The sequence below is a fragment of the Desulforamulus aquiferis genome (genome assembly GCF_030577015.1).
In the GTDB taxonomy this organism is placed as follows: domain Bacteria; phylum Bacillota; class Desulfotomaculia; order Desulfotomaculales; family Desulfotomaculaceae; genus Desulfotomaculum; species Desulfotomaculum aquiferis.
This window is the reverse complement of sequence record NZ_JARPTC010000003.1, coordinates 121,650-147,855: the sequence shown is the minus strand read 5'-3', so window position 1 is coordinate 147,855 and position 26,206 is coordinate 121,650. Positions and strand designations below refer to the sequence as shown.

Below are 26,206 nucleotides of genomic sequence, written 5' to 3'. Positions count from 1 at the left end.
GTAATTTAAGTAGAAATTATTAAAAGGGGGTTATATTAATGGGATGGCAAAGGAAGGACCTCCTGGGTCTGCGTAATCTTACAGCAGAAGAAATTAAGCTGGTGCTGGATACAGCAGTTCCCATGAAGGAAATTATCGGCAGAAAGATTAAAAAAACTCCCACCCTGCGGGGACGTAGCGTGATAACACTTTTTTATGAGAACAGCACCAGAACCAGATCCTCCTTTGATTTAGCGGCAAAATACCTTAGTGCAGACACAGTGGGACTAACTGCTTCAAGCAGTTCAGTGTCAAAGGGAGAAAGTTTAAGGGATACTGGTTTGACACTAAATTCCATGGGAGTGGATGTTGTGGTAATGCGTCATCCGGCCAGTGGAGCTGCTGAATACCTGGCAGGTTGCATTCCAGCCTCGGTGGTAAATGCGGGGGATGGGACCCATGAGCATCCAACCCAGGGACTATTAGATATGTTTACCATTAGGGAGAAAAAGGGCAATTTTGCTGGCCTTAAGGTGGCTATTGTAGGGGATATTCTCCACAGCAGAGTGGCTAGGTCAAATATTTGGGGATTAACTAAAATGGGGGCGGAGGTAAGGGTGGTGGGACCAACCACCTTGATGCCACCGGAAATTCAGCAGATGGGGGCTAAAGTATATCATAAATTGGACGAAGCCTTAGAGGGGGTAGACGTGGTCAATGTGCTGCGTATTCAATTGGAAAGACAGCAGCAGGGTTTATTCCCATCACTCAGAGAGTACAGCAGGTTGTTTGGAGTTACCCAGAAGCATCTGGGGCTTTTGGCTAAGGATGCTCTAATTTTGCATCCAGGGCCAATGAACCGGGGCGTGGAAATTAGCCCGGAGGTTGCCTACGGTAATCATTCAGTGATAACTGAGCAGGTCACCAACGGTGTGGCAATAAGAATGGCTGTATTATATCTGTTAACCGGAGGTGAAGCCAATGCGCTATCTAATTAAGGGCGGAATTATTGTGGACCCGGTTAAGGAGACCTTGGCACAGCAAGATCTGCTAATAGATCAAGGACTTATAGTAAATATAGGAGCAGATATCTCTGATCAGGAGGCTAAGGTGATTGAGGCCACCGGTCGCTATGTTTGCCCGGGGCTGTTGGACATGCACGTACATCTGAGGGAACCTGGTTATGAGTATAAGGAAGACATAGCCAGCGGAACCAGGGCTGCGGCCATGGGAGGCTTTACGGCAGTGGCCTGCATGCCAAACACCAATCCGGTGGCAGATAACGGGTCAGTAATTAGTTATATCCTGCAAAGGGCCCAGGGTATGCCCTCTAAGGTTTACCCTATTGGTGCCCTTACCAAGGGATCAGCTGGTAAAGAACTTACAGAAATGGCAGATTTAAAGGAAAGTGGAGCGGTGGCATTCTCCGATGACGGTCAGCCTGTAATGGATGCGGGAATGATGTACCGGGTTATGCAGTATGCTGCTATGCTTGACCTGCCGGTTATTTCCCATTGTGAAGATTTGAGTCTGGCCGGTGGCGGGTTGATGCATGAGGGTCCAATCTCCGCTATGCTGGGATTAAAGGGTATACCTGCCGCTGCCGAAGAGGCTATGGTGGCTAGGGATATATTGCTGGCTGAGGCCACTGGCTGCAAGTTACATTTAGCCCACATTAGTACAGTGGGAAGTGTCCGAATGGTACGTCAGGCAAAGGAGCGGGGTTTAAAGGTCACTGCTGAAGTAGGACCACACCACTTTACCCTAACCGAGGAAGCTGTGCAGGGCTTCAACACAAACGCCAAGGTTAATCCACCCCTGCGAAGCATGAAAGATGTTGAGGCCATCAAAGAGGGGCTAAAGGACGGGGTAATAGATGTGATAGCCACAGACCATGCACCCCACGCCTTTCATGAAAAGGATGCAGAATTTCAATATGCTCCCAATGGCCTGATAGGCTTGGAAACTGCTGTGGGACTGGTATTTACTGAGTTGGTCCATACAGGTATATTATCGGTGCCCCAGGCAGTGGCAAGATTATGCACTAATCCACGTAAGATATTAGGTCTGCCGGGAGGTTTTCTGGATATCGGAGGAGTGGCGGATATCACCATCATTGACCCGGAGCTAAGTGATGTAGTGGACCCAGGTAAGATGCAGAGTAAGAGTAAAAACACACCCTTTGGGGGTCGCAGGCTTACGGGTTGGCCGGTTGCTACCCTTTGCGGTGGAGTGCTGGTCATGGAAAATAGACAGCTCCAGGAGTAAATTTACACTAGATAAAAATGCAGCATGATGTATAATTATACAATGGAAGTTTATTGACGGAGGTGTCTTATCATAATGCAAGCTTTACTAGTACTAGAAGACGGAACCGTATTTACCGGCAAGGCCTTTGGGGCCACAGGGGAGCAATGGGGAGAAGTGGTTTTTAATACTGGAATGACCGGCTACCAAGAAGTACTAACAGATCCATCCTATTGTGGACAAATAGTGGTCATGACCTATCCCCTAATTGGCAATTACGGTATCAATAAAGATGATTTTGAAGCCAAACGTTCCTTTGTAAGGGGCTTTGTGGTCAAGGAAGAGTGCGATAGACCCAGCAACTGGCGTGTTAGCAATAAAATAGATGAGTTCTTAGCCCGGGAAGGTGTCATTGGTATATCTGGAATTGACACCAGGGCTTTAACCAGGAGAATACGTAATCACGGTACCATGAGAGGTATTATTAGCACCCAGATTACCGACCCGGCAATACTTATTGAAAAAGCTAAAAATACCCCGGGAATTTCCGGTCAGGAGCTCGTTCCCACAGTGGCCACCAAGGAGATATATACCGTGTCCGGCGAGGGGCATCGGGTAGTCCTTATAGATTTTGGGGCTAAGGCTAATATTGTAAGGTGCCTGAATAACCGTCAATGTGAGGTGGTGGTGGTTCCACCCACCACAAGCCCGGAAGAAATCCTGGCCATGAATCCCAAGGGTTTAATGCTATCTAACGGACCTGGAGACCCCACGGACGTTCCTTATGCCGTTAAGACTGTTAAAAGTTTAATAGACAAACTGCCGGTTTTTGGTATTTGCCTGGGTCACCAAATTATAGGTCTGGCAGTGGGAGGTAAAACCTATAAGCTTAAGTTTGGCCATAGGGGTGCAAATCACCCTGTTAAGGATTTGGCCAGTGGCAGAGTTTACATTACCTCACAAAACCACGGATACACAGTAGATAAGGATAGCTTGCCTTCGGATATGGAGGTTTCCCATATCAATCTTAACGATAATACCGTAGAGGGCTTACGTCACAAGAGCCTGCCTGTATTCTCGGTACAGTACCATCCTGAGGCTGCACCTGGCCCCATGGATTCTGAATATCTTTTTGATCGCTTCCTAGACAATATTAATAACTTTGTAGCCAGTGAGGGGAGGTAACCCATGCCTAAAAAGCAGGGTATAAAAAAAGTATTAGTAATAGGTTCCGGCCCCATTGTTATCGGTCAGGCCGCTGAATTTGACTATGCCGGAACCCAGGCTTGCCGTTCCCTGAAAGAAGAGGGACTTGAGGTAGTGCTGGTAAACTCTAACCCGGCTACCATCATGACAGATGCCAATATGGCTGATCGGGTATATATTGAGCCTTTAACACCAGAGTTTGTTACCAGGGTAATTCGTCAGGAGAAGCCCGATGGTCTTTTGCCAACCCTGGGTGGACAAGTTGGTCTAAATATAGCTATGCAATTGGCTGAGAGGGGCGTGCTGGATGAAGAGGGTGTAATCCTGCTGGGAACTCCCCTGGACGCCATACGTAAAGCAGAAGATAGAGAAATGTTTAAATTAATGATGGAGCAAATAGGTGAACCTGTACCTGAATCAACCATTGTTTGTTCTGTTAGGGAAGCAATTGAGTTTGCAGACTCCATCGGATACCCAGTTATCGTTAGACCCGCCTATACCATGGGAGGTACAGGGGGAGGCATCGCCAAAAGTAGAGAGGAATTAACAGCAGTAGCCATTCGTGGACTTAAGCACAGCCTAATTGGGCAAATCCTGGTTGAACGCAGTGTAGCTGGCTGGAAAGAAATTGAGTATGAAGTAATGCGTGATGCCGCTGATAACTGCATCACAGTTTGTAATATGGAAAACCTAGATCCTGTAGGTGTGCATACAGGAGACAGCATCGTGGTAGCACCCTCCCAGACCCTTAGTGACCGGGAATACCAGATGCTGCGCAGTGCTTCCTTGAAAATTATCCGGGCCTTGGGTATCGAAGGCGGCTGCAATGTGCAATACGCCCTTGACCCCCACAGCTATAAATATATCGTTATAGAAGTTAATCCAAGGGTTTCCAGGTCCTCGGCCCTAGCCTCCAAGGCAACTGGTTATCCAATCGCCAAGGTGGCCTCTAAAATTGCCATTGGCCTTACCCTGGATGAAATACGTAATTCGGTAACAGGCAAAACCTATGCTTGTTTTGAGCCAACCCTGGATTATTGTGTAATAAAGTTCCCCCGCTGGCCCTTTGATAAATTTATAAGTGCAGATAGGACCCTGGGAACTCAAATGAAAGCCACCGGGGAGGTCATGTCCATTGACCGAACCTTTGAGTCAGCCTTGATGAAGGCCATTCGCTCCCTGGAGATTGGCTTATTTGGTCTGCAAATTCCAGAATTTCAGGCTCTGTCCCAGGAAGAGCTAGAGCAAAAATTAGTTAAGGCTGAGGATCAGAGGCTCTTTGCTGTGGCTGAGTTTTTCAGAAGGGGAGGTACAGTTAATCAGGCTGCCAGCTTATCGGCCATTGATGTATTCTTCCTGGAGAAAATTTATCAGGTTGTAGCCTTTGAGGAAACCCTTAGACGGGATGTACCATTAACCGGCTTGACCAGGGAGAGGTTGTTGCAGGCCAAGGCCTACGGATTAGCTGATAGGTATATTGGCCAGATAACCGGATTATCCGAAGGAGAGGTCAGGGAAGCTAGGCAGGTTCAGGGAATTAATGCTGTCTATAAGATGGTTGATACCTGTGCTGCAGAGTTTGAAGCCATTACCCCATACTATTATTCCAGCTATGAGTTTGAGGATGAGGCTACCCCCACCGACAGGCCCAAGGTTGTGGTGCTGGGCTCAGGGCCCATTCGCATTGGGCAGGGTATAGAGTTTGACTACTGCTCGGTACATTCGGTCTGGGCCCTCAGGGAAGAGGGTATTGAGGCCATCACCATCAACAATAACCCGGAAACTGTAAGTACAGACTTTGATACTGCCGATAGGTTGTATTTTGAACCACTTGTTACAGAGGATGTACTAAATATATTGGAAAAGGAGAAGCCCCAGGGAGTTATAGTACAGTTTGGCGGCCAAACTGCCATTAACCTGGCCAAGCCACTGGAGCGGGCAGGAATAAAGATTATCGGCACCTCGGTGGATGCCATTGACGTGGCCGAGGACCGTGAACGCTTTGACAAGCTGCTGGTGGAGCTTGCCATACCTAAGCCCCCTGGCAGGACTGCCTTTTCTGTTCAAGAGGCTGCTAAGATTGCCGATGAGGTGGGCTTCCCGGTACTTGTACGACCTTCCTACGTATTAGGTGGACGGGCCATGGAGATTGTTTACTCCCAGGAGGAACTTCTTTCCTACATGCAAAGGGCTGTGAAGGTTACCCCGGATCACCCTGTGTTGGTGGACCGTTATATGGTTGGCCAGGAGTTTGAGGTTGATGCCATCTGTGACGGAACCACTGTGCTGATTCCGGGTATCATGGAACATGTTGAGAGAGCAGGGGTTCACTCAGGTGACAGTATTGCAGTCTATCCCGCCCAAACCTTAACCCAGGAACAAGCAGACCAGATGATAGAATATACCGAACGACTTGCCCTGGCTTTAGGGGTAAGGGGACTGGTTAATATACAGTATGTTCTGCATGAAGGACAGGTTTACGTTATTGAGGTTAACCCACGGTCCAGCCGGACAGTACCATACCTTAGCAAAGTAACAGGTATTCCTATGGTCAGCCTCGGCACCAAATGTGCCCTGGGTAAAACCTTGGTTGAGATGGGCTATCAAGGGGGACTTTACCCGGATAGCGGTCTTGTGGCGGTTAAGGCCCCGGTATTCTCCTTTGGTAAACTCCTGGATGTGGACGTATCCCTAGGACCAGAGATGAAATCTACGGGTGAAGTATTAGGTGTTAACGGTGACTTCTCAACGGCCCTTTATAAAGCGCTGCTGGCCGCAGGAACCCAGTTTCCAAGACAGGGAACGGTCCTTGCCACCATTGCCGATAGGGATAAGGAAGAGGCACTGCCGGTCATTGAAGGACTTGTGGAACTGGGTTATAAGGTTTGTGCCACCCGGGGAACAGCCAGCTTCCTGCAAAGCCGTGGTATCCAGGTGGAAGCAGTCAATAAAGTAGGCGAGGGCGGGGAGACAATTGTCGACCTGATTAAGGCTAATCGCATCAATTTGGTAATTAATACAATCAGCCGGGGTAAAGAACCTGAGCGGGACGGTTTTAAGATTAGGAGATCTGCAGTTGAGCACGGTATACCCTGCTTAACCTCTATGGATACAGCCTGGGTCATGTTGGAGGTACTTTACGGCATTCAGGAAGGTGAAGTGCCGGATTTAATTCCCCTCCAGAATTATCTCGATAAAAGGGAGAAAAAGTTGCCAGAGTTGGGTTAAATGGGTAAACTAGAGTTATTATCGGACACAGGGGTTAGCCCCTGTGTCTAACCGAATTGCTGGAGGGGATATACATGTCTAAGATAATGGATGCCAAGGTGCTTGGAGTTTACCCGGTGGCACCGGCTACCTACTATATGGAGCTGGAAGCTCCTGACATTGCCCGGCTGGCTGTGCCGGGCCAATTTGTGCACGTCCGCTGCAGTGATTCCCAGGACCCGCTGCTTAGGAGACCCATCTCTATTCATATGGTTAGCCGTCCAAAGGGTGTACTGGCCCTGCTGTTTCGGGTGGTGGGTAAAGGGACAGAACTGCTAGCCCAGAGCAAGGTGGGAGATATCATAAACCTAATGGGTCCCTTAGGCAAGGGCTTTACCATGCCGCTGCCAGGTTCCCGTGTGGCTGTGGCTGCCGGGGGTATTGGTGCCGCACCCCTGGTATTTTTAGTCCAGGAACTGGCCCATATGAAGTGTCAGGTAACTGTCTATCTTGGTGCCAAAGACAAGAAGAGCTTACTTTGTGATGGACAGTTTGAGCAGATGGAAGCCGAGGTGGTAATTGCCACCGACGATGGCTCCCTGGGTTATAAGGGCACAGTGCCAGGGGTGATGAGCAAACACGCGGACTGGAAAAGGACTGCCATCACTTATATGTGTGGACCTAAGCCTATGATGCGGGATATAGCTTCTATGTTGGCAGAGGCCGATGTGCCGGGGGAAGCTTCCCTGGAAGAGCATATGGGTTGTGGTATAGGGGCTTGTCTTTCCTGCGCAACTAAAATTAGTCATCATGGGGAAGTAACTAATAAAAGGGTTTGTGCCGATGGACCGGTATTTCCCTCCTGGCAGGTGGTTTGGGAATGAGGCCAAATCTGCAGGTAAACATCGGCGGTATAATTATGAAAAATCCGGTGACCACTGCTTCTGGAACCTTTGGTTTTGGTCCGGAGTATTCACCCTATCTGGATATTAATAAGCTGGGTGCCATAGTGGTTAAGGGCACTACCCTGGAGCCAAGGGAGGGTAATATTACCCCCAGAATGGCAGAGACCCCGGCTGGTATGCTGAATTCCATAGGTTTACAAAACCCTGGGGCAGATTACTTAATAGAAAAATACAGTCCCTATTTTGCAGGGCTGACAACTAAAGTCATAGTAAATATTTCAGGCAATACTGTGGAGGAATATGCCAAATTGGCAGCAAAGCTTGACGGCGTACCTGGGATAGCAGGCCTTGAGGTGAACATCTCCTGCCCCAATGTAAAAATGGGCGGCATGGCCTTTGGGGCAGATGCGACCAGCGCCGCCGAGGTCACCAGGGCAGTTAAGGGGTCTACAAACCTGCCTGCCATTGTAAAGCTATCTCCTAATGTGACGGACATTGCCGGGATCGCCAGGGCAGTTGAAGGAGCCGGAGCGGATGCACTATCCCTGATAAACACCCTACTCGGCATGAGCATTGATATTCATCGGAGAAAACCTGTCCTGGGCAACATTATGGGGGGACTTTCAGGACCGGCAGTTAAGCCTGTGGCGGTTAGGTCAGTTTGGCAGGTGTACCAGGCAGTAAAAATTCCTTTGGTGGGAATGGGTGGTATTGTAACTGCACAAGATGCCCTGGAATTTATTTTAGCCGGGGCCACTGCCGTGGCTGTGGGTACAGCTAATTTCATTAATCCTTTAGCCACCCTGGAAGTTGTGCAGGGTATTGAAGATTATTTAATTAAACAGGGAATTAGTGATATTACTGAATTGGTGGGAGCTGCCCACAGGTCATAATAACTGGAGGAAAAAATGGACAATAAAATGCAACTGGCAAAGGATAAGCTAATAGTAGCCCTGGATGTGGATACCATAGAACGTGCCGAGGCTTTGGTCAAACAGTTAAATGGTACTGTGGGCATGTTTAAGGTGGGAATGCAGCTATTTTATAGTGCCGGACCTGATATCGTCCGACGTTTAAAGGAGCAGGGGGTTAAAGTATTCTTGGATCTTAAACTGCATGATATTCCCAATACTGTGGGACAGGCAGCCAAGGCCCTTGCCGGCTTAGGTGCGGATATTATTAATGTCCATGCCTCAGGTGGCTCTGCCATGATGAGGGCAGCGGCCGAGGCCCTTCAAGAAGGTGCCGGAGTATTGAATATTCCTGCCCCCAAATTGATCTCAGTAACGATTCTTACCAGCATTGACCAAAACACCTTTAGTGGAGAGATTGGACTTCCCGGAGATATTAAGGATAAGGTGAGGGATTGGGCACTGTTGACCAAAGGTGCAGGCTTACAGGGTGTGGTTTGTTCTCCGCGGGAGATTGAAATAATTCGTGAAGCTTGTGGCCAAGAATTTGAAATAATAACTCCAGGCATAAGACCAAGTTGGTCTGTTACCGGGGATCAGAAGAGAATTATGACCCCAGCTGAGGCAATAGGGCTGGGTGCCAGCTATTTAGTGGTTGGCAGACCGATTACAGGTGCAGCAGACCCGTTTGATGCTGCTGGGCGTGTACTGGTTGAAATGACAGAGGGGATTTAATTATGATTCGATTAGCTATCGTAATGGGTGTTACTTTATTTCTGGATTATTACACAAAGCTTATTGTAATCAACAAGATGGCACTGGGGGAATCGATACCGGTTTGGCCAGGTGTATTTCACCTAACCTATATCCAAAATCCTGGTGCTGCCTTTGGTATGCTGGCTGGAAAGACATGGTTTTTTATTGCAGTGACTTCCTTGGTGTTGCTGGGCATGCTGGTGGCCTACCGCTGGATCAATAGGGCAGGTCCTATGTACCAATGGGCCTTGGGCTTAGTGGCCGGTGGTGCACTGGGAAACTTAATCGATCGCATAAGATTTACCAAGGTAATTGACTTCCTTGATTTTCGTATTTGGCCTGTCTTCAATCTAGCTGATACAGCAATTTCCATCGGGGTTGCTTTGATTTTGCTGGATGCCTTTAGGGAGTTTAAACGTGGTTCTCATTAAAAGGAGTGTAGCTTAATATGACCAGAGAAGAGGTTCTTGATATTTTTTCCAAAACAGAGGCAATGCTTACCGGGCATTTTAGGCTGACCTCTGGAAAACATAGTAACAGATATTTTCAGTGTGCCCAGGTACTTCAACATCCACAGTACACAGGAATGCTTTGTCAGGAATTGGCCAAGGATTTTGCTGACCAAGGTGTACAAACTGTAATTGGTCCTGCCATGGGTGGAATTATCGTTTCCTATGAGGTAGGGCGAGCCTTGGGAGTACGCAGTATCTTCACTGAAAGGGAAAACGGCAAGATGGCCCTAAGAAGGAATTTTCACATCGAACCAGGGGAAAAGGTTTTAGTAGTTGAGGACGTAATCACCACAGGTGGTTCGGTGGCTGAAGTTATAGAGGTTGTTAAGGCTCTTGGCGGAGAAGTAGTAGGGGTTGGCGTCCTGGTGGACCGCAGCAACGGCAAAGCTGACTTGGGCGTACCCACCAAAGCACTGCTTACCGTAACAGTAGAAACCTACGAGCCCGATAACTGCCCCCTGTGCGCCCAAGGCCTCCCTGCCATCAAACCCGGCAGCCGCCAAGTCCCTTAGAATGAGTCACGGTTCTCTGACTCACTGAATTCTGGTAAAACTAGTGGTATCAAATGAGACAAAGAACCGTCCACGCTTATGGGTAGATTTCCCCCCTTTAGCATATGCTAAGGGGGAATTTTATTTTGTGGGAGTGATGCCATTGGCCAGTAAGGGAGTTATTTATATTGTAATAGATTCTTTCCACCCCAGGGCTTTGCGTCATTGCCGGGAAAAGGGAAAGCTGCCGGCCTTGTCCTTTTTAATTGAAAGGGGACATTTAGATGAAAGTTGCATTTCAATTTTCCCCACCGTGACTCCTTCTTGTACCAGTACATTAGCTACAGGTGACCATCCGGCTCAGCATGGGATTCCGGGAATGGTTTGGTATCATCGTGGTGAGAGGCGCATTATTTGCTACGGTGCCAACTGGCTGTCCATCTTAAAAAGTGGCGTTTATCAGTCAAGTATGGATTTCTTTTTTAATCTCAACCATAAACATCTTGGTTGGGATGTGCGTACTATTTACGAGGATTTAGAGTCCCAGGGTATCACTACTGCAGCTGCCAATCCATTTATTTACCGGGGTAACGACGAATATGATGCAAAAATCCCCCTAAGTATTAAACTTACTACACTTTTTGAGTTGGATAAAGGTAAGATACATGGACCAAAGAAGCTTTGTCTTGGACAGCTTCACCAGCCCCCGGGAAACCTGGATTTGGTAACTGAAGATGTTCGCTATTGGAAGAATTTTGGTATTAATGATAAGGTATCTGTGGCCGCAGCTACTTGGTTTTTACAGCAAGATGAAAGACCGGATTTGTTAACCATATACTTCCCGGATACAGATAGTGTGGCCCATTCAGAGAATGCAGATTGCTGTGAACCATGTCTGACAAATGTGGATAAGCATCTTTCAAAAATACTGGATTGCTTTGATTCTTGGGAACAGGCCTTGGAAGAATATGTATTTGTATTGGTTGGGGATCATGCCCAGTCAACTTTGGAAAAGGGCAAAAGGGCTTTTATCAAGATTCCAGAAATATTAAAGCAATATTCCCAGGCCAGACTTGGTGAAAACCCTGTTGAGGGTAAAGATATAGCAATTTGCTCCAACGCTCGTACTGCCTATATCTATATACTTCAGCACAGGCAAGGCATGAGAAAAGATATAATGAAAAAATTGTTGGCCGAGCCTAATATCGATCAGGTGATTTGGAAAGATGAAGCATGGTATCATGTGGCAAAGGCGGGAAAGGAGATGCTTTCCTTCTCCCGTGGCAATGATGCGGGAGACGACTACGGTAACAAATGGACCCTTAGGGGTGATTTGGGTTGCCTTGACATGGGGATAATGGATGGGGCCATAAAGTATGGTTGCTATCCTAACGCACTGGAACGAATAACTGGCTGTCTGGATAATCCCAATGCCGGAGATATGATTGTCACAGCGGAGCCTGGTTATATACTGGGGGGTGAGGGAGGAGCGTTCAAGGTTAAAATTGGAAACCACGGCTCCCTCCATAGGGAGGACTCACTGGTGCCCCTAATAATTAGCGGAACCCCCCAAGGTATAGAGAGGCCCCGCTTGGTTGATGTGGTTCCCTTTGTAAAATCACTCTTGCTTACTCCCCAGGTGTAAGCTTTTCGACTAATTCCTCGTTGGGAGTCACTGAAAGGGTGCGCTGATTATCGTAAATGACCATGCCGGGCTTGGCTCCCCTCGGCTTACGAACATTACGTCTTTGTGTATAGTCCACTGGGACTTTGCCGGATTGACGGGCCTTGCTGAACCAGGCTGCTAGGCTTGCAGCCTCTAAAAGGGTCTGATCCGGCACGTCAGGATTTGCCTGGCATCTAATAATAACGTGGGAACCGGGTATATCCTTTGTGTGCAGCCAGATGTCCTCGTCCCGAGCCAGACGTAAGGTTAAATAATCATTTTGTTTATTGTTTTTACCCACAAAGATTGTAAAGCCGTCGGTTGAAACAAAAGAAAGGGGCTGTGGTTTTTGCTGCTCCTTTTTTGCTTTTTTCCGTGCTCCCGCCCTAGGCTTAAGATAGGCCTGCTCCTCTAATTCCCCTCGAATCTCCTCAAGATCTGCTATTTCCGAGGCATTGCTCAGGGCATTTTCCACTGCTTCAAGATAGGACAGCTCTGATTCTGCCTGCTCCAATTGACCCAGTACAGCCTCCCGGGTATTTTTCGCTTTAAGATACTTTTTAAAATAAGATTGAGCATTTTCCGAGGGAGTTCGGGAAGACTCCATAGGAATAATAACTTCTGCACAATCAGGATCATAAAAATTTTCCACCCTGGCCTCGGGTCCCTGCTCCAGGTTATAGAGGTTGGCAGTAATTAGTTCTCCGTAAACCCTATAAATATCGGCCTTTTCAGCAGCAGCCAAGCTTTTTGTGTATATTGCAGTTTTCTTTTGTAGACGGTCAATCTCCCTTTTTACCGTTTGCAATATAGACTGTCGAGCAGATTCCAGGCTGCGACGATGTCCCAGGCTTTGATAGTAGCGATCTAATACCTCGCTGATGGTGCCATGCTCTCGTTTGTGAGCCGTAATATGGGATAAGTCCAGGGCGGCAAACTCAAGGGGGGTCCCCCTTCTATCTAATAATAAAGTGGGCTGGAAGTTACCGGCTTCAATCATTTGCCCTAGCCAATTGATTTGCTGCCATAGCTGCCTAAACTCATATTCACCGCAAAACTCCAGTGCATAGTCCGGGCTAAGTCCAGCCCGGACCACCAGTTCCCGGCAGGTTTGGGGTCCAACTCCTGCCATAAGTCTTAACAGGGCAGACATAACAGAGGATGACAAGTCACCAGTCTGGATAATTAGTGAAGGGAACTGTTCCTCAGTTATTTTCCTAGGGTCAAGTTTACTTTGCTCAGGCGGTGGCAGGTAAGGACGATTGGGGAGAACCTCCCTATAGCGGGACACTGAGTGGGAATAACGATTAACACCATCGACGATGCTATTGCTCTCAGGATCAACCAGTACAATATTACTATGCTTGCCCATAACCTCACAAATAAGGAGTTTTTCTGATGGTCGTCCTAGCTCATCTCTTGAATCTATGGACAACTCCAGAACCCTTTCCAGCTCCACCTGTCTAATAGAACGAATCCGGCTTCCCTCCAGATGTTTGCGCAGCACCATACAAAAAATTGGTGGGGCCAGGGGATTTACATAAGACTTATCTGATAGATGAATCCGGGCGTCCCGGGAATCTGCTGATAAAAGAAGTCTCTGTTTTCCCAGACCCCTGGTATGAATTACTAAAATTACTTCGCTAGGTCCAGGTTGATGTATTTTTTCTATTCTTCCGCCAATAAGCTTGCTTTCAAGTTCCTGGGCCACAGCTGACATAACCAAACCATCGAAGGCCATAATATCTTCTCCTCTCCATTACCTATTGTAACTAAAAAACAACTGGTAGCCAATGGAAAATCTTTAATGCTTACCATAGTTAAATCTTAAATTAGGGTCTTTTTTAGGGACAGGCAGAATAAGTTTTTATATATAAAGGACAAACCTGTTTGGAGGGGTGACACAATGACCACGCGTTGGTTTGAAATGGGGAGGCAAGAAGTAATAGAAAAACTTGGCACCTGTGCTGAAAAGGGGTTGGACGAGCAGTCTGCCAAAGAAAGATTAGAGCAATATGGGCCTAATAAACTGGCCTCAGCAGGTAGAACACCGCCTTGGCTCATGTTTGTAAACCAGTTTAAAGATTTCATGGTTTTAATACTGTTGGCGGCTACCCTGGTGTCCGGGTTGTTAGGGGAATGGGCCGATGCCATTACCATCATGATTATAGTGGTAATTAATGCCATCTTAGGTTTTGTTCAGGAATTTAGGGCTGAGAAATCCATGGAGGCCCTAAGGGCCCTTACTGCACCGGAAGCAAGGGCGATAAGAAATGGTTTGGAAAGAAAAGTGAGGGCGTCGGATATTGTTCCAGGAGATATAGTATTGCTTGATACGGGGGATAAGGTACCGGCTGATTTGCGGCTTTTATCCCTTTCAAATCTGGAAGTGGAGGAATCAGCCCTGACAGGAGAGTCCAATCCCGTTAAAAAACGAGTTGCCAACATGGCTGGTCAAGAAGAGGTAAGCCTGGGTGATACCCGTAACATGGCCTATATGGGAACGGTGGTTGTCAGGGGGAGGGCTAAAGGTGTTGTAGTATCCACAGGTATGCACACAGAAATGGGCCATATCACAAAAATGATTCAGGAGGCAGAAGATGATCAAACGCCCCTGCAGAGACGTCTTGAGCATTTAGGTAAATCATTAGTTATCTTTTGCTTAGGAGTATGTGCCCTTGTGGTGGTTCTGGGTATCTGGCGGGGCGAGCCCATGTATCATATGTTTCTAGCCGGTGTTAGTCTTGCTGTGGCAGCAATTCCCGAGGGACTGCCGGCCATAGTAACCATCGCCCTGGCCATTGGCGTACAGCGTATGATCAGACGAAATGCTATAATCAGGCGGTTGCCCGCGGTAGAGACTCTGGGTTGTGCTACGGTTATATGCAGTGATAAAACCGGAACCTTAACTGAAAATCAAATGACAGTTCGCAGTGTTATGGTAGGAAACAGTACTGTCAGGATAACGGGAGAAGGGTATGACCCTAAGGGAGAATTTCATTTCGACGGTTCAAAGGGAAGCGAATTTAATAAGCTATTAAAATGTGCAGCCCTCTGTAATAATGCGGTACTAACCAAAGGTGAAGTATCAGTGGGAGGGATGTTCCGAAATCTAAAGACCGGCAATTTGGGCAGAATCTGGGGCGTTAATGGAGACCCCACCGAAGGTGCCCTGATGGTTTTAGCTGCTAAGGGTAAGATTTGGCGTAATGAGCTGGAGAAAAAGGAAAACAGACTATTTGAAGCTCCCTTTGACAGTGATCGTAAACGCATGTCTGTAGTTTATCAAGATGCTTCGGGTTCCTTGACGGGCTATGTAAAGGGTGCACCTGATGTAATGCTGGAGCTCTGCACCCATATATATAGGGATGGCCGGGTGGTACCCTTAAGTGGATCTGCCAAGGAAGAGATATTAAAGAGAAATTCTGAGATGGCTAGAGATGCCCTACGGGTATTGGCCCTGGCTTACTCAGAAGTAAGTCCTTTAAAACCAGGTGAAGAACTGACTGAGGAAGCGGTAGAAAAGGATCTGGTCTTTTTAGGACTAGCAGGAATGATTGATCCGCCACGTCCAGCAGCTATCCAAGCTATTCAAACCTGCCGTCGGGCTGGTATTAGAACTGTCATGATCACAGGGGATCATCAACTTACAGCCCAGGCTGTGGGCAAGGAATTGGGCCTAATTACATCAGGAAGTAAAGTTCTTACCGGGGCTCAATTAGATAAGATGGATGATCAAGAACTTCAATTGGAGGCAGAGAAAGCCTCGGTTTATGCCAGGGTGACACCAAAACATAAACTTCGAATCGTGCGGGCACTGAAGAGAAACGGACACGTTGTGGCCATGACCGGGGACGGAGTAAATGATGCACCGGCTGTGAAAGAAGCTGATATTGGAATTGCCATGGGCAAATCAGGGACAGATGTTACCAAAGAGGCCTCAGCTATGGTGCTGGCCGATGATAACTTTAAGACAATAGCAGCAGCCATTGAAGAAGGTCGAGCTATTTATAACAACATCAGAAAGTTTATCCGCTATCTGTTATCTTGTAATGTTGGTGAAGTGCTGGTAATGTTTCTGGCAGTCCTAATGGGAATGCCGTTACCACTGGTTCCCATACAGATTTTGTGGATGAACCTGGTCACTGACGGATTGCCGGCCATGGCCCTCGGGGTGGACCCGGCCGAGAAAGATATCATGTATCGGAGACCCAGGGACCCACAGGAAAGTGTATTTTCAGACGGTCTCTCCTGGCGGATTCTTGGTACAGGCACTCTATTCGCCATAGGGACCCTAATGGCCTTTGCCCTGGGGCTGATGCTGGGTCCAGTGGAGCTAGCAAGAACTATGGCCTTTAATACCCTGGTGTTTTTCCAACTGTTCTTTGTGTTTTCCTGCCGCTCAGAGCGTCACTCTATTTTAGAAGTAGGACTGTTCGGTAACCCACAGCTGGTGCTGGCAGTAATGATATCGGCCGCACTACAGTTAAGTGTCAACTATATCGGTTTCCTTCAGCCAATTTTCCAAACAGTACCACTGGAGCTTAAACACTGGGTAATCATTATCTCAATAGCCCTGGTGCCCCAGGTTTTAGGGGTTACTTTTAAGGCAATCAAGGACAGGGCTAAGGAAAAAATAATGTACATTCGGGCATAGTCGTACAATAAATAAAGGCTCACTGTTACTTTGCTAATAGTGGGCCTTAAAATATTGCCAAAAATTTCTTGTGACATTTTACAAACTAAATCGTTATTTAAGGTGAAGGGTATATAAATTTCCATGATTTAAGATAGCCGGGAAGAAGGTGCAAATAAATAATATAGGCAGTGCATTGACTTTAGTTTGTAGATATCATAGGAAATCTTGTTTTTGTGTACTTGATAAGTGAGTAAATGATTAAGGGAGGATTAAATTTGTTTAAGAAACTAGCATTTATATTTATTAGTTTTGGTCTGGTGTTATTTGCCAGTGGATGTGCCGCAGAAAAGCAGGTTGACAAGCCAATAGAATCAAAGCCAAATGCCATTATGAATGATTTTAATAGCTTGGTACAAAAGGACTCCGCTGTTGATGAGATTGCCAATTTTATAAACAATAACATATCTGATGTATCTAAAGAAGATGCTTCAAGGATGGTAGACAAATTTGAAATAATTCATAAAAAGAATCTTTCACAGCTAGAAAATATGTTTTTTGAAGACAGCGTACAAAACAAAATTAATCTTGAATATAAAGCTATTATTGCGCAAACTGATATTAAAGACGCCGAACTCAAAGAACTGTTAGCTAAAACAAAAAATAGCGGCTACAAAATTGAAACAGCCGAGGGGTCCTATTTCCCAATTATTGATTATGACTTTTATAAAAATTTCAGCTCCTATGTAACGTCCGATATGAAAGATTATATTGATATAATGGCTGTGGAGTCCAACAAAGTCCCGGCGAAAGACGGGGCGCTAGTTATTGAGTGGGATGAGGTATTGAAGAGGGCATTGAATCAGGAGAAATTTATTCAAACCCACAAGGATTCTGTGAAAATTAATGAAATAAAGCAACTGCACAAAAAATATGCTACCTTTGCCCTATATGGTTTAAACAATACACCCCTTTTTAGTTATGACACTAAAACCCTAGACCCAAAGGCCAGAGAAGTTTATCTAAACACGGTAACAAATGCCGGCGACAGTGATTTTTTGAAGACATTAGATGGCTTTTTGAATTTGGTCAAGGATAATAACTTTATGCTAACTAATGAAGCCGAAAAATATCGAGAGAACGTTGTCGAAAAATTAGATCAAAGCTAAAAAGTTACAATACACGAAGAATACACGAAGGAACCCCCCCCGCGGTGGTTTCCTTCGTGTCATGGGGACGTTTCCTTTGCCACACTACTATTTGTGGAGTATAATCAAAATGGGTGACATTTTATGGCAAGGAAAGCAAGGGAAAAAAGTACCACAGGGATTTATCATATCATGCTTAGGGGAATTGATAAGAGAGATATATTTTTAGATGATGAGGATCGCGAAAAATTTTTAGACTATTTAGCTAAGGCAAAAGAGAAGGCAACATGTCTTATTTATGGGTATTGTTTAATGGATAATCATGTTCATTTATTAATCGAGGAAGGGCATGAACATATTGGGGAATCAATAAAAAGAGTAGCCGTCGGGTATGTATACTGGCATAATGAAAAATACTCAAGAACTGGTCACTTATTTCAGAATAGGTATAAAAGTGAAGTGGTTGAAGATGATACCTATTTTATTACTGTTCTACGATATATTCACCAAAATCCCATAAAGGCAGGTTTAGTGCAGGATATTTCCCATTACAAGTGGAGTAGTTATATTCACTATATTGAAGGGTCTGAAGATCTAATTAATCTAGATATAGCAATGAACTTTTTCATTAGCCAGGATAAATTCATAGAGTTTATGAGAACACCTAGCAGCGAACAGTGTCTTGAAGAAAACATCAAAGTTAGATACTCAGACAAACAATTAAAAGAAATAATTTTAAAGCTTTACCCTAAACAAGACTTGATTTCTAACCTAACCAAGGAAAAAAGGGACGAATTTATAAGAAGAATAAAACAATACACAAACGCAAGCAATCGCCAAATTAGCAGGGTGTTAGGCATTGGGAGGGGAATAGTCGAACGTGTTGACAAGTGATGTGGCAAACGAAACGTCCCCCTGCCACCAAGGCTAGTTTATATTAATCTTATTGAGAAATGTTTGTATCTCTTGATTTACAGTTGCTGGATTATCAAGATTGGTACTGTGTTGAGCATTGGGAATTGTTTTTAATTCAGAACCTTTAATATGTTGATGAATATAGGGTTGTTGATAATTGGTCATATAATCGTGATCACCAATTAGTATCAAAGTAGGACATTTCACTTTATGAAGATCATATTTACTTTCCATTCTTGTAACAGCAGACCATATTCTGATCCAATTATTATGCGGTATCATAGAAAATGCCTCAACTATATATTGGTAATTTGAAGAGTTAAATTTGGATAACATTTTTGCTTGTAGTTTAACACTAGTTTTCATAGATAACCACTTGCTGCAAAATCGGTTAATCGGAACAAATATCCTTTCGTATAAATTAAATGTATTACTACATGGAGTACCAATAAGTATTAAGCCTTTAACTCTATCTGGATATCGAATTGCTGTTTGTAAGGAGATATGCCCTCCCATTGAAAGTCCACATAAAATGGCCTCTTTTACATTTAGATGATCCATCAATGTAATCAAATCAGCACTGAAATCCTCTGAATCTACAGGACCTTCTGGTAGAGAGGAATAACCATGCCCTCTGACATCCCATGTTATTACCATGTTGTAATTTTTAAAATAATTGACTTGATTTTTCCATTGAAAGTGGTTCCATGATGCACCATGCGTGAAAAGAATAGGGTAGCCTTCTCCAGATATTTCATAATATAATGTTGAATTATTGCTGTTAAAATATGGTATTTGCATTACCTCCTCATTATCTATTGAATAAGTTTAATGGAAAGGGTTTGAAACCGCCATTTATTTTTACCTTTATTATTCCTTGAACCTGTTAATGGGAGTCAAATACTCATACAATTTTAAAATATTTTTTAAGATTTGTTGTAAAGGTATTAGACATTGGAGGAGTAGTGTGTCTAAAAAAGATGTGGCAAAGGAAACGTCCCCTTGCCACGCACCCTTGCCACGCACCCCACGTGATTGTTTGTTGTTAAACAGATATACAATGTACATTGGGAAGATGGCAGGAATTTGATATTCTTAGTAGAAATCTACCGAACGAGGGACATACTACATTAAAATATCCCGGACATATGATGTGATAATAAGCTTCAAGGAGGTAGTATATTGCATTTTACCAAGGTTCACGGTTTGGGTAATGATTTTATAATAGTTAATGTAGGTATTGGTGAGGGATTTCCCGATGATTGGAGTTCCCTGGGGCGTGAAATGTGCGACCGAAAATTCGGTATTGGTGCAGATGGTCTGGTACTGCTCCTTGATTCAGGACAGGCTGATGTACGTATGAAGATAGTTAATTCAGATGGCAGCGAAGCGGAGATGTGTGGCAATGCTATTCGCTGTGTGGCGAAATATCTCTATGAGCGGGGGATAGTCAAAAAAGAGGAAATTAGGGTAGAGACCCTGGCTGGAATTATGGTGCCTAAGATCATACAAAATAATGGTGTTGTTGAAGCTGTCAGGGTTGATATGGGGGCACCTAGATTGGAGAGGGAACTGATACCTATGGTTGGCCCGGTGGGTCAGGTGATTAATGAGGCCCTAGAGGTTAATGGACAAATTATTAATATTACTGCTGTATCCATGGGCAATCCCCATTGCGTAATATTTGTGCCTGACCTGAAGGATATTCCCTTTAGCCAGTTGGGACCGATTATTGAAGCCCATCCTGCCTTCCCCCGCAAGACTAATGTTGAATTTGTCCAGGTATTAAGTCCCACTGAGGTAAGGATGCTGGTTTGGGAGAGGGGTGCCGGTCCTACCATGGCCTGTGGTACAGGAGCTTGTGCCGTTGGAGTAGCTGGGGTGTTAAATGGCCTGACAGACAAAGCAGTAACTGTACACCTGCCCGGCGGTCCGCTATACATTGAATGGGATGGTGTAGGGTCGGTTTATATGACCGGTCCAGCCACAGAGGTATTTAACGGTGAATATACAGTATACAAACACTAATACTGTTGAATAAAACTGTTTCAATTGCTATACTTTTCACGAATTGGACCAAGTAAAAGGAGGAGAAAGAATTGCGCTTTGAAGAAGCTAGCAGGATAAAAAACTTACCACCCTATTTATTTGCCCGTATTGAAAAGGTTATCGCCCAGAAGAAGGAAGAGGGAATTGATGTAATTAGTCTGGGTATAGGTGATCCTGATATGCCTACCCCGGAACATATAATTGAAGAGGCTAGAAGGCAGGTTGGCGTAGCGGAGAATCACCAGTATCCCTCCTCAGTGGGAATGCTTTCCTACCGCCAGGCAGTGGCTAATTTCTATGCTAAGAGATTCAATGTGGAGCTGGATCCCAAGACAGAGGTTGTTTCCCTAATTGGCTCCAAGGAAGGTATCGCCCATATTTCCTGGTGTTATCTAAATCCCGGCGATGTAGTGTTAGTTCCAGATCCAGGCTACCCGGTATATAGCGGTGGGGCCATTTTAGCAGGTGCGGAGCCTTATTACATGCCCCTTACTGCTGAAAAGGGGTTTTTACCTGATTTTGCAGCCATTCCTGAGGATATTGCTAAAAAGGCAAAGATGATGTTCTTAAATTATCCCAACAACCCCACCGGGGCTGTTGCTGATGAGGAATTTTATAAAGAGGCCATAGCCTTTGCAAAGAAATATGAAATACTCCTTTGCCATGATAATGCCTACTCTGAGGTTGCATTTGAAGGATATAAACCCCTTTCCTTCTTGCAGATTCCGGGGGCGAAGGAAGTTGGTATTGAGTTTAGCTCGGTTTCTAAGGCCTATAACATGACTGGCTGGCGTATCGGCTGGGCAGTGGGTAATCCAGATGTTATAGAAGCCCTTGGTCGTTTTAAAACCAATATTGACTCAGGCCAATTCCAGGCAGTTCAATGTGCTGCCGCAGTTGGATTAAACGGTCTCCAGGATGCTGTGGAAGCTAATAACGAAATATATCGCGAGCGCCGTGACATCGTGGTGGACGGACTAAATGCCATGGGTTGGAATTTACCAAAGCCTAAGGCCACCTTCTACATCTGGGCACCTGTTCCCAAGGGTTTTAACTCTGCATCCTTTGCTGAATTCGTCATTGAAAAGGCTGGAGTGGTTGTTACGCCTGGTAACGGCTACGGTGATCAGGGTGAAGGCTACTTCCGCATTTCTATTACCATGCCCAAGGAGAGAATTGCTGAGGCATTGGAACGCATGAAGGAGAAGATTGGTAAGGTTGAATTTTAGCGGAATGCAAAGACCGGAGAAACTTCTAATTGCTTTTGAGTAAGGTAGGCGGTTTTCCAGAAGTTACTCCTTCAAAATATATTAATTTAAAAAAGTTGGGAGAGACAAAGTATGAGATTAGCCGAACGGGCAGCAGGTATTAGCCCTTCGCCAACCCTGTCCATTGATGCCAAGGCCAAACAAATGAAAGCCTCCGGAGTTAAGGTGATTAGCTTTGGGGTAGGGGAGCCGGATTTTGATACTCCGGAACATATTAAAGAAGCGGCCATTGAAGCCATAAAAGGTGGGGATACCCGCTATACTCCTGCCGGTGGAACTTTAAAGCTGAAACAGGCCATTATTGAGAAGTTTCGTCGGGAAAACGGGTTGGAATACCAGGCTAATCAAATTGTTGTATCGGTGGGTGCAAAGCACTCCCTGTATAATGCCTTCCAGGTGCTCTGCCAACCGGGAGACGAAGTTATCCTTCCTGCACCCTACTGGGTTAGCTATCTTGAGCAGATTAAGCTGTCCGGTGCGGAAGCTATAATTGTTCAAACCAGAGAGGAAAACGGCTTTAAATTAACACCTGAAGAATTAAGGGCTGTGATTACTCCAAAATCCAGGGTATTCCTACTGAATAGCCCCAGCAACCCCACAGGCGGTGTTTATTCTAGAGAAGAATTGGCTGCACTGGGAGATGTACTGCTGGAAAACAACCTAACCATTGTTTCCGACGAGATTTATGAAAAGTTGATGTATGATGGCCTGGAGCATGTGAGTATTGCTTCCATAAGCCCTGAGTTAAAAGAGAATACAGTGGTAATTAACGGTGTATCTAAGGCCTATGCCATGACTGGCTGGCGTATCGGCTACGCTGCCGCACCTGCTCCTGTGGCCAAGGCCATTACCGACCTGCAATCCCATTCAACTTCAAATCCTACCTCCATTGCCCAGGCAGCAAGTGTAGCGGCCCTGAATGGACCCCAGGAACCGGTGGCAGCCATGGTGGTTGAGTTTGTTAAGCGCAGGGACTATATGCTGGAAAGGTTAAATGCCATTCCGGGAGTAACTTGTCCCAAGCCGGGCGGAGCTTTTTACTTATACCCCAATGTAAGCTCCTACTTTGGTAAGGTCTATCAGGGAACACCTGTAAATAATGCCACTGATATGGCAAATCTGTTGCTAGAGGTAGCGGAAGTGGCTGTAGTGCCAGGCATTGCCTTCGGCGGCGATGATTTCATTAGATTATCCTACGCAACCTCTATGGAAAACATAAAAGAAGGCATCGACCGTATCGAGAAATTTTTGTCAGAATTAGCTTAGACAAAGTAATGTAATAGAAAATATTATTGATAGCACCTGGGCAAATTATATTTAAATTTGCTCAGGTGTTTTTTTCATACTTAATCTTAATTTAGAAAAGGGGAATAGCGGTGCTAACAAGACAGCAGTTAGATGACTATAAATACCGCCTAATGAATATGCGCGACCATATGCTGGACAGAATCGAGAGATTTAATGATACTGGTTTAGGTGATTCCATGAGTAAATCCACCTCTGAGCTCTCAACCTATGATAATCACCCGGCAGATGTAGGCACAGAGATGTTTGAGCGCAGTAAAGACTTTGCCTTAAGGGAGCAGGCCATGCTTACTGTGGGTGCCATAGATGACGCCCTGGAAAAAATGAATAACGGTCAATATGGAAAATGCGAAGTTTGTGGAAAGGACATTAACCCTGATAGGCTTGATGCCGTACCATATACCACTCAGTGTGTAGCTTGCAAATCCCAGGACGAAGATTTGCCTAAATCCCATGAACGAACTGCCGAAGAAGATGTATTAGAAAATCCTTTCAGCAGATCCTGGAAGGATAAGGATGAGGATGGTTATACAGCCTTCGACGGGGAGGATTCCTGGGAGGAGGTAGCTGGCTGGAATGAACATGCTGCACGCTCCCAAGCAGGTGCCTACTATGGTGATACGGAGGTTGAGGAGGAGGAAGATGTAGGATTTGTGCAGGAAATCGAAAACATTCCCTATGAAGTGGGGGACGATGGTGTCTTTTATAAGGATTTCAGGGGAATTGATGATGATAAGTCACCCTATGAAAAAATAGATATTGGTTATGAACATCATGAGCCGGGCGAACCAGTAAAATATTAACTTTATATTCTAATTTAGGGCTAGGTCGGGCATAACTATGAAATAGGAGGTTATGGGTAGAACCTAGCCCATATTGTTTAAATTTCTAGATTTTAGGCTAAATTTAAAGGAATAATCCCATTCCAGGTAGAAGAAGATTAGAAACTAATATAGGTGGTGGGTACTTGATTAGAAGTATGACCGGTTACGGACGGGGAGAGGCTTGTACGGATGGTCGCAGGTTTACTGTGGAGCTAAAATCAGTTAATAATCGTTTCTGTGAGGTGATTCTGCGCCAACCCCGGGTCTTAACACAAATTGAGGATAAAATTAAAAGACGCATACAAGATAAGGTGAACCGGGGAAGGGTCGATGGATATATTTCCATTGAAGAAACCGGAGAGGTAACTCCTACGGTAAAAGTTGACAAAGCCCTAGCTGTGGCGTATCATAATTCAATGGAAGAATTAATGGCAGATCTGTCAATCACTGATAAGATTGCCATTAAGGACTTAATTTCCTTGCCAAACGTTATTTCCCTGGAACAGCCGGAGGAAGATATTGAAAAGTGGTATCCTGCAGTTGAACAGGCATGCGTTGAAGCTTTAACCGGTCTTTTGTCAATGCGTGAAAACGAAGGGGCAAGGCTAAAACAGGACATACTGCAAAGGGCAGACCAAATCCGAGATTTAATCCTTGGACAAGTAGCAGAGAGAGCACCCCTGGTGGTTCAGGAGCACCGCGAAAAGCTCTCCCAGCGGTTAGCAGAGTGGCTTGACTCAGGGGTAATAGACGAAAGTAGATTGGCTGCTGAGGTGGCTATCTTTACTGACAGGGCTGATATTTCTGAGGAAATTGTTAGGTTGGCAAGCCATTTGGAACAGTTAGGGCAAATATTAGGTGAGGGTGGCCCGGTTGGCAGAAAACTAGACTTCCTAGTACAGGAAATGAACAGAGAAATTAATACTATTGGCTCTAAGGCTAACGACTTAGTAATTACCAACTCAGTGGTAAATGCTAAAAGTGAGCTGGAAAAAATAAGAGAACAAGTGCAAAATATTGAATAACCTATTTAGGGGGAACTGAATATGGATATTAAGCTTATAAATATTGGCTTTGGCAATATTGTTTCGGCTAACCGGATCATCGCCATTGTCAGCCCCGAATCTGCTCCCATCAAGCGTATTATTACTGAAGCAAGGGACAGGGGAATGCTAATTGATGCTACCTACGGACGCCGCACCCGCGCAGTAATTATTACTGATAGTGACCATGTAATCCTCTCTGCCGTGCAGCCGGAAACCGTTGCCAACCGTTTGGTCAGCAAGGAAGCAGCACAGGTTGATGATCCTACGGATTAGGTGGCGTAATAAATGTCAAAAGAGGGACTGCTATTAGTTATTTCCGGACCTTCCGGAGCCGGAAAAGGTACTATCTGTCAAGGCTTGTTAAAGAGGGACGAATCCATATGTTTGTCCATATCCTGCACCACCAGACAGCCTAGAACCGGCGAGCAGGATGGGGTTAATTACTTCTTTTTAAAAAAAGGTGATTTTGAAAAATTGATAGAAGAGGATCAGCTTCTAGAATATGCACAGGTTTATGATAATTACTACGGCACACCACGCAGTTATGTATTAGATAAGCTGCAAAGGGGAGAAGATGTGATCCTGGAAATAGATATACAAGGGGCAATGCAGATTAAGCAAAAGTTTCCCCAGGGAGTGCTGGTGTTTATTGTTCCCCCATGTTTATCTATATTGAGAGAAAGATTAACTAAAAGAGGCACAGACTCTATGGAATCAATAGAGAAACGCCTGCATAGTGTATGTGAGGAATTAACCCATACCGAGCGCTACGATTACCTTGTTGTGAATGATAATTTAGAACAGGCACTAGACCAGGTCGAGGCTATTATCAGGGCAGAAAAAAGTCGACCTTACAGATTTGATCTAAAAAAATTTATGAAATGCTAAAAATATAAACAGCGGAGGAAACAATTCCTATGATGAATAAACCTTCCCTGGATGAGTTAATGGGCAAAGTAGACAGCCGTTACACCCTGGTGGTGGCTGCAGCCAAAAGGGCTCGTATGCTAACCGAGGATGAAATGAAAACCAACCAGCCCCTGAGGGTAAAACCAGTAACCTTAGCTTTAGAAGAGATTTCTGACGGTTATGTATGTTACAAGCGCATTAAAGCTGGACAGAAATAGCAGGAGGT

23 protein-coding genes are annotated in these 26,206 nt (G+C 45.2%); 21 read left to right on the top strand and 2 right to left on the bottom strand.

The window, feature by feature from the left end; all coding sequences use genetic code 11:
• Positions 1-38: 38 nt before the first annotated feature.
• The 10 genes from P6N53_RS03125 (at position 39) to P6N53_RS03080 (ending at position 11,859) form a co-directional block, all read left to right on the top strand.
• Positions 39-977: an aspartate carbamoyltransferase catalytic subunit gene (locus P6N53_RS03125; RefSeq protein ID WP_304541107.1), complete on the top strand. Its 939-nt coding sequence runs from the start codon at positions 39-41 to the stop codon at positions 975-977.
• The gene (locus P6N53_RS03120) at positions 961-2,247 is read left to right on the top strand and encodes a dihydroorotase (RefSeq protein ID WP_304541106.1); all 1,287 of its coding nucleotides are present in this window, start codon (positions 961-963) and stop codon (positions 2,245-2,247) included. The genes P6N53_RS03125 and P6N53_RS03120 overlap by 17 nt, the downstream gene beginning before the upstream one ends.
• A gap of 75 nt (positions 2,248-2,322) precedes the next feature.
• A complete protein-coding gene (gene carA / locus P6N53_RS03115) occupies positions 2,323-3,411 on the top strand; it encodes a glutamine-hydrolyzing carbamoyl-phosphate synthase small subunit (RefSeq protein ID WP_304541104.1) in 1,089 nt (362 codons plus the stop codon).
• A 3-nt stretch (positions 3,412-3,414) separates the two neighbouring features.
• The gene (carB, locus tag P6N53_RS03110; protein WP_304541103.1) at positions 3,415-6,660 is read left to right on the top strand and encodes a carbamoyl-phosphate synthase large subunit; all 3,246 of its coding nucleotides are present in this window, start codon (positions 3,415-3,417) and stop codon (positions 6,658-6,660) included.
• A gap of 74 nt (positions 6,661-6,734) precedes the next feature.
• Entirely contained in the window at positions 6,735-7,523 is a 789-nt protein-coding gene (locus P6N53_RS03105) for a dihydroorotate dehydrogenase electron transfer subunit (protein WP_304541102.1), read from the top strand.
• Complete coding sequence (locus P6N53_RS03100) at positions 7,520-8,437, top strand: dihydroorotate dehydrogenase (RefSeq protein ID WP_304541101.1); 918 nt, start codon at positions 7,520-7,522, stop codon at positions 8,435-8,437. The genes P6N53_RS03105 and P6N53_RS03100 overlap by 4 nt, the downstream gene beginning before the upstream one ends.
• A gap of 15 nt (positions 8,438-8,452) precedes the next feature.
• Positions 8,453-9,190: an orotidine-5'-phosphate decarboxylase gene (gene pyrF, locus P6N53_RS03095; RefSeq protein ID WP_304541100.1), complete on the top strand. Its 738-nt coding sequence runs from the start codon at positions 8,453-8,455 to the stop codon at positions 9,188-9,190.
• Between the two features lie 2 nt (positions 9,191-9,192).
• Entirely contained in the window at positions 9,193-9,642 is a 450-nt protein-coding gene (gene lspA, locus P6N53_RS03090) for a signal peptidase II (RefSeq protein ID WP_304541099.1), read from the top strand.
• A 17-nt stretch (positions 9,643-9,659) separates the two neighbouring features.
• Complete coding sequence (pyrE, locus tag P6N53_RS03085; RefSeq protein WP_304541098.1) at positions 9,660-10,235, top strand: orotate phosphoribosyltransferase; 576 nt, start codon at positions 9,660-9,662, stop codon at positions 10,233-10,235.
• 136 nt (positions 10,236-10,371) lie between these two features.
• Positions 10,372-11,859, top strand: coding sequence for an alkaline phosphatase family protein (locus tag P6N53_RS03080; protein ID WP_304541134.1), 1,488 nt, complete (start codon positions 10,372-10,374; stop codon positions 11,857-11,859).
• Here P6N53_RS03080 and P6N53_RS03075 read toward each other — a convergent pair.
• Positions 11,843-13,621: an Rqc2 family fibronectin-binding protein gene (locus P6N53_RS03075; RefSeq protein ID WP_304541096.1), complete on the bottom strand. Its 1,779-nt coding sequence runs from the start codon at positions 13,619-13,621 to the stop codon at positions 11,843-11,845. The genes P6N53_RS03080 and P6N53_RS03075 overlap by 17 nt on opposite strands.
• 165 nt (positions 13,622-13,786) lie before the next feature.
• On the opposite strand from P6N53_RS03075, the gene P6N53_RS03070 reads away from it, so the two are divergent.
• From P6N53_RS03070 to P6N53_RS03060, 3 genes are all read left to right on the top strand, one after another.
• A complete protein-coding gene (locus P6N53_RS03070) occupies positions 13,787-16,537 on the top strand; it encodes a calcium-transporting P-type ATPase, PMR1-type (RefSeq protein WP_304541094.1) in 2,751 nt (916 codons plus the stop codon).
• Between the two features lie 257 nt (positions 16,538-16,794).
• Entirely contained in the window at positions 16,795-17,685 is an 891-nt protein-coding gene (locus P6N53_RS03065) for a hypothetical protein (RefSeq protein WP_304541093.1), read from the top strand.
• Between the two features lie 123 nt (positions 17,686-17,808).
• Entirely contained in the window at positions 17,809-18,558 is a 750-nt protein-coding gene (locus P6N53_RS03060; RefSeq protein WP_304541091.1) for a transposase, read from the top strand.
• 33 nt (positions 18,559-18,591) lie between these two features.
• Here P6N53_RS03060 and P6N53_RS03055 read toward each other — a convergent pair whose 3' ends face one another.
• Entirely contained in the window at positions 18,592-19,380 is a 789-nt protein-coding gene (locus tag P6N53_RS03055) for an alpha/beta fold hydrolase (protein ID WP_304541089.1), read from the bottom strand.
• A 381-nt stretch (positions 19,381-19,761) separates the two neighbouring features.
• Between P6N53_RS03055 and dapF the strand changes: the two genes are divergently transcribed.
• The 8 genes from dapF to rpoZ all read left to right on the top strand — a co-directional run bounded on the left by dapF (position 19,762) and on the right by rpoZ (position 26,198).
• Positions 19,762-20,607 (top strand): diaminopimelate epimerase, encoded by an 846-nt coding sequence (dapF, locus tag P6N53_RS03050; protein ID WP_304541087.1) that lies wholly within the window; start codon positions 19,762-19,764, stop codon positions 20,605-20,607.
• A gap of 71 nt (positions 20,608-20,678) precedes the next feature.
• Positions 20,679-21,857, top strand: a complete 1,179-nt coding sequence (locus tag P6N53_RS03045) for an LL-diaminopimelate aminotransferase (RefSeq protein ID WP_304541086.1) — start codon at positions 20,679-20,681, stop codon at positions 21,855-21,857.
• A gap of 111 nt (positions 21,858-21,968) precedes the next feature.
• Positions 21,969-23,162, top strand: coding sequence for a pyridoxal phosphate-dependent aminotransferase (locus tag P6N53_RS03040; protein ID WP_304541085.1), 1,194 nt, complete (start codon positions 21,969-21,971; stop codon positions 23,160-23,162).
• Between the two features lie 110 nt (positions 23,163-23,272).
• Positions 23,273-24,004: a TraR/DksA C4-type zinc finger protein gene (locus tag P6N53_RS03035; RefSeq protein ID WP_304541084.1), complete on the top strand. Its 732-nt coding sequence runs from the start codon at positions 23,273-23,275 to the stop codon at positions 24,002-24,004.
• 164 nt (positions 24,005-24,168) lie between these two features.
• Positions 24,169-25,050, top strand: a complete 882-nt coding sequence (locus P6N53_RS03030) for a YicC/YloC family endoribonuclease (RefSeq protein WP_304541083.1) — start codon at positions 24,169-24,171, stop codon at positions 25,048-25,050.
• Between the two features lie 21 nt (positions 25,051-25,071).
• Complete coding sequence (remA, locus tag P6N53_RS03025) at positions 25,072-25,344, top strand: extracellular matrix/biofilm regulator RemA (protein WP_013842320.1); 273 nt, start codon at positions 25,072-25,074, stop codon at positions 25,342-25,344.
• Between the two features lie 12 nt (positions 25,345-25,356).
• Entirely contained in the window at positions 25,357-25,959 is a 603-nt protein-coding gene (gmk, locus tag P6N53_RS03020) for a guanylate kinase (protein ID WP_304541078.1), read from the top strand.
• Between the two features lie 29 nt (positions 25,960-25,988).
• Complete coding sequence (gene rpoZ / locus P6N53_RS03015; protein ID WP_304541076.1) at positions 25,989-26,198, top strand: DNA-directed RNA polymerase subunit omega; 210 nt, start codon at positions 25,989-25,991, stop codon at positions 26,196-26,198.
• Positions 26,199-26,206: the final 8 nt, after the last annotated feature.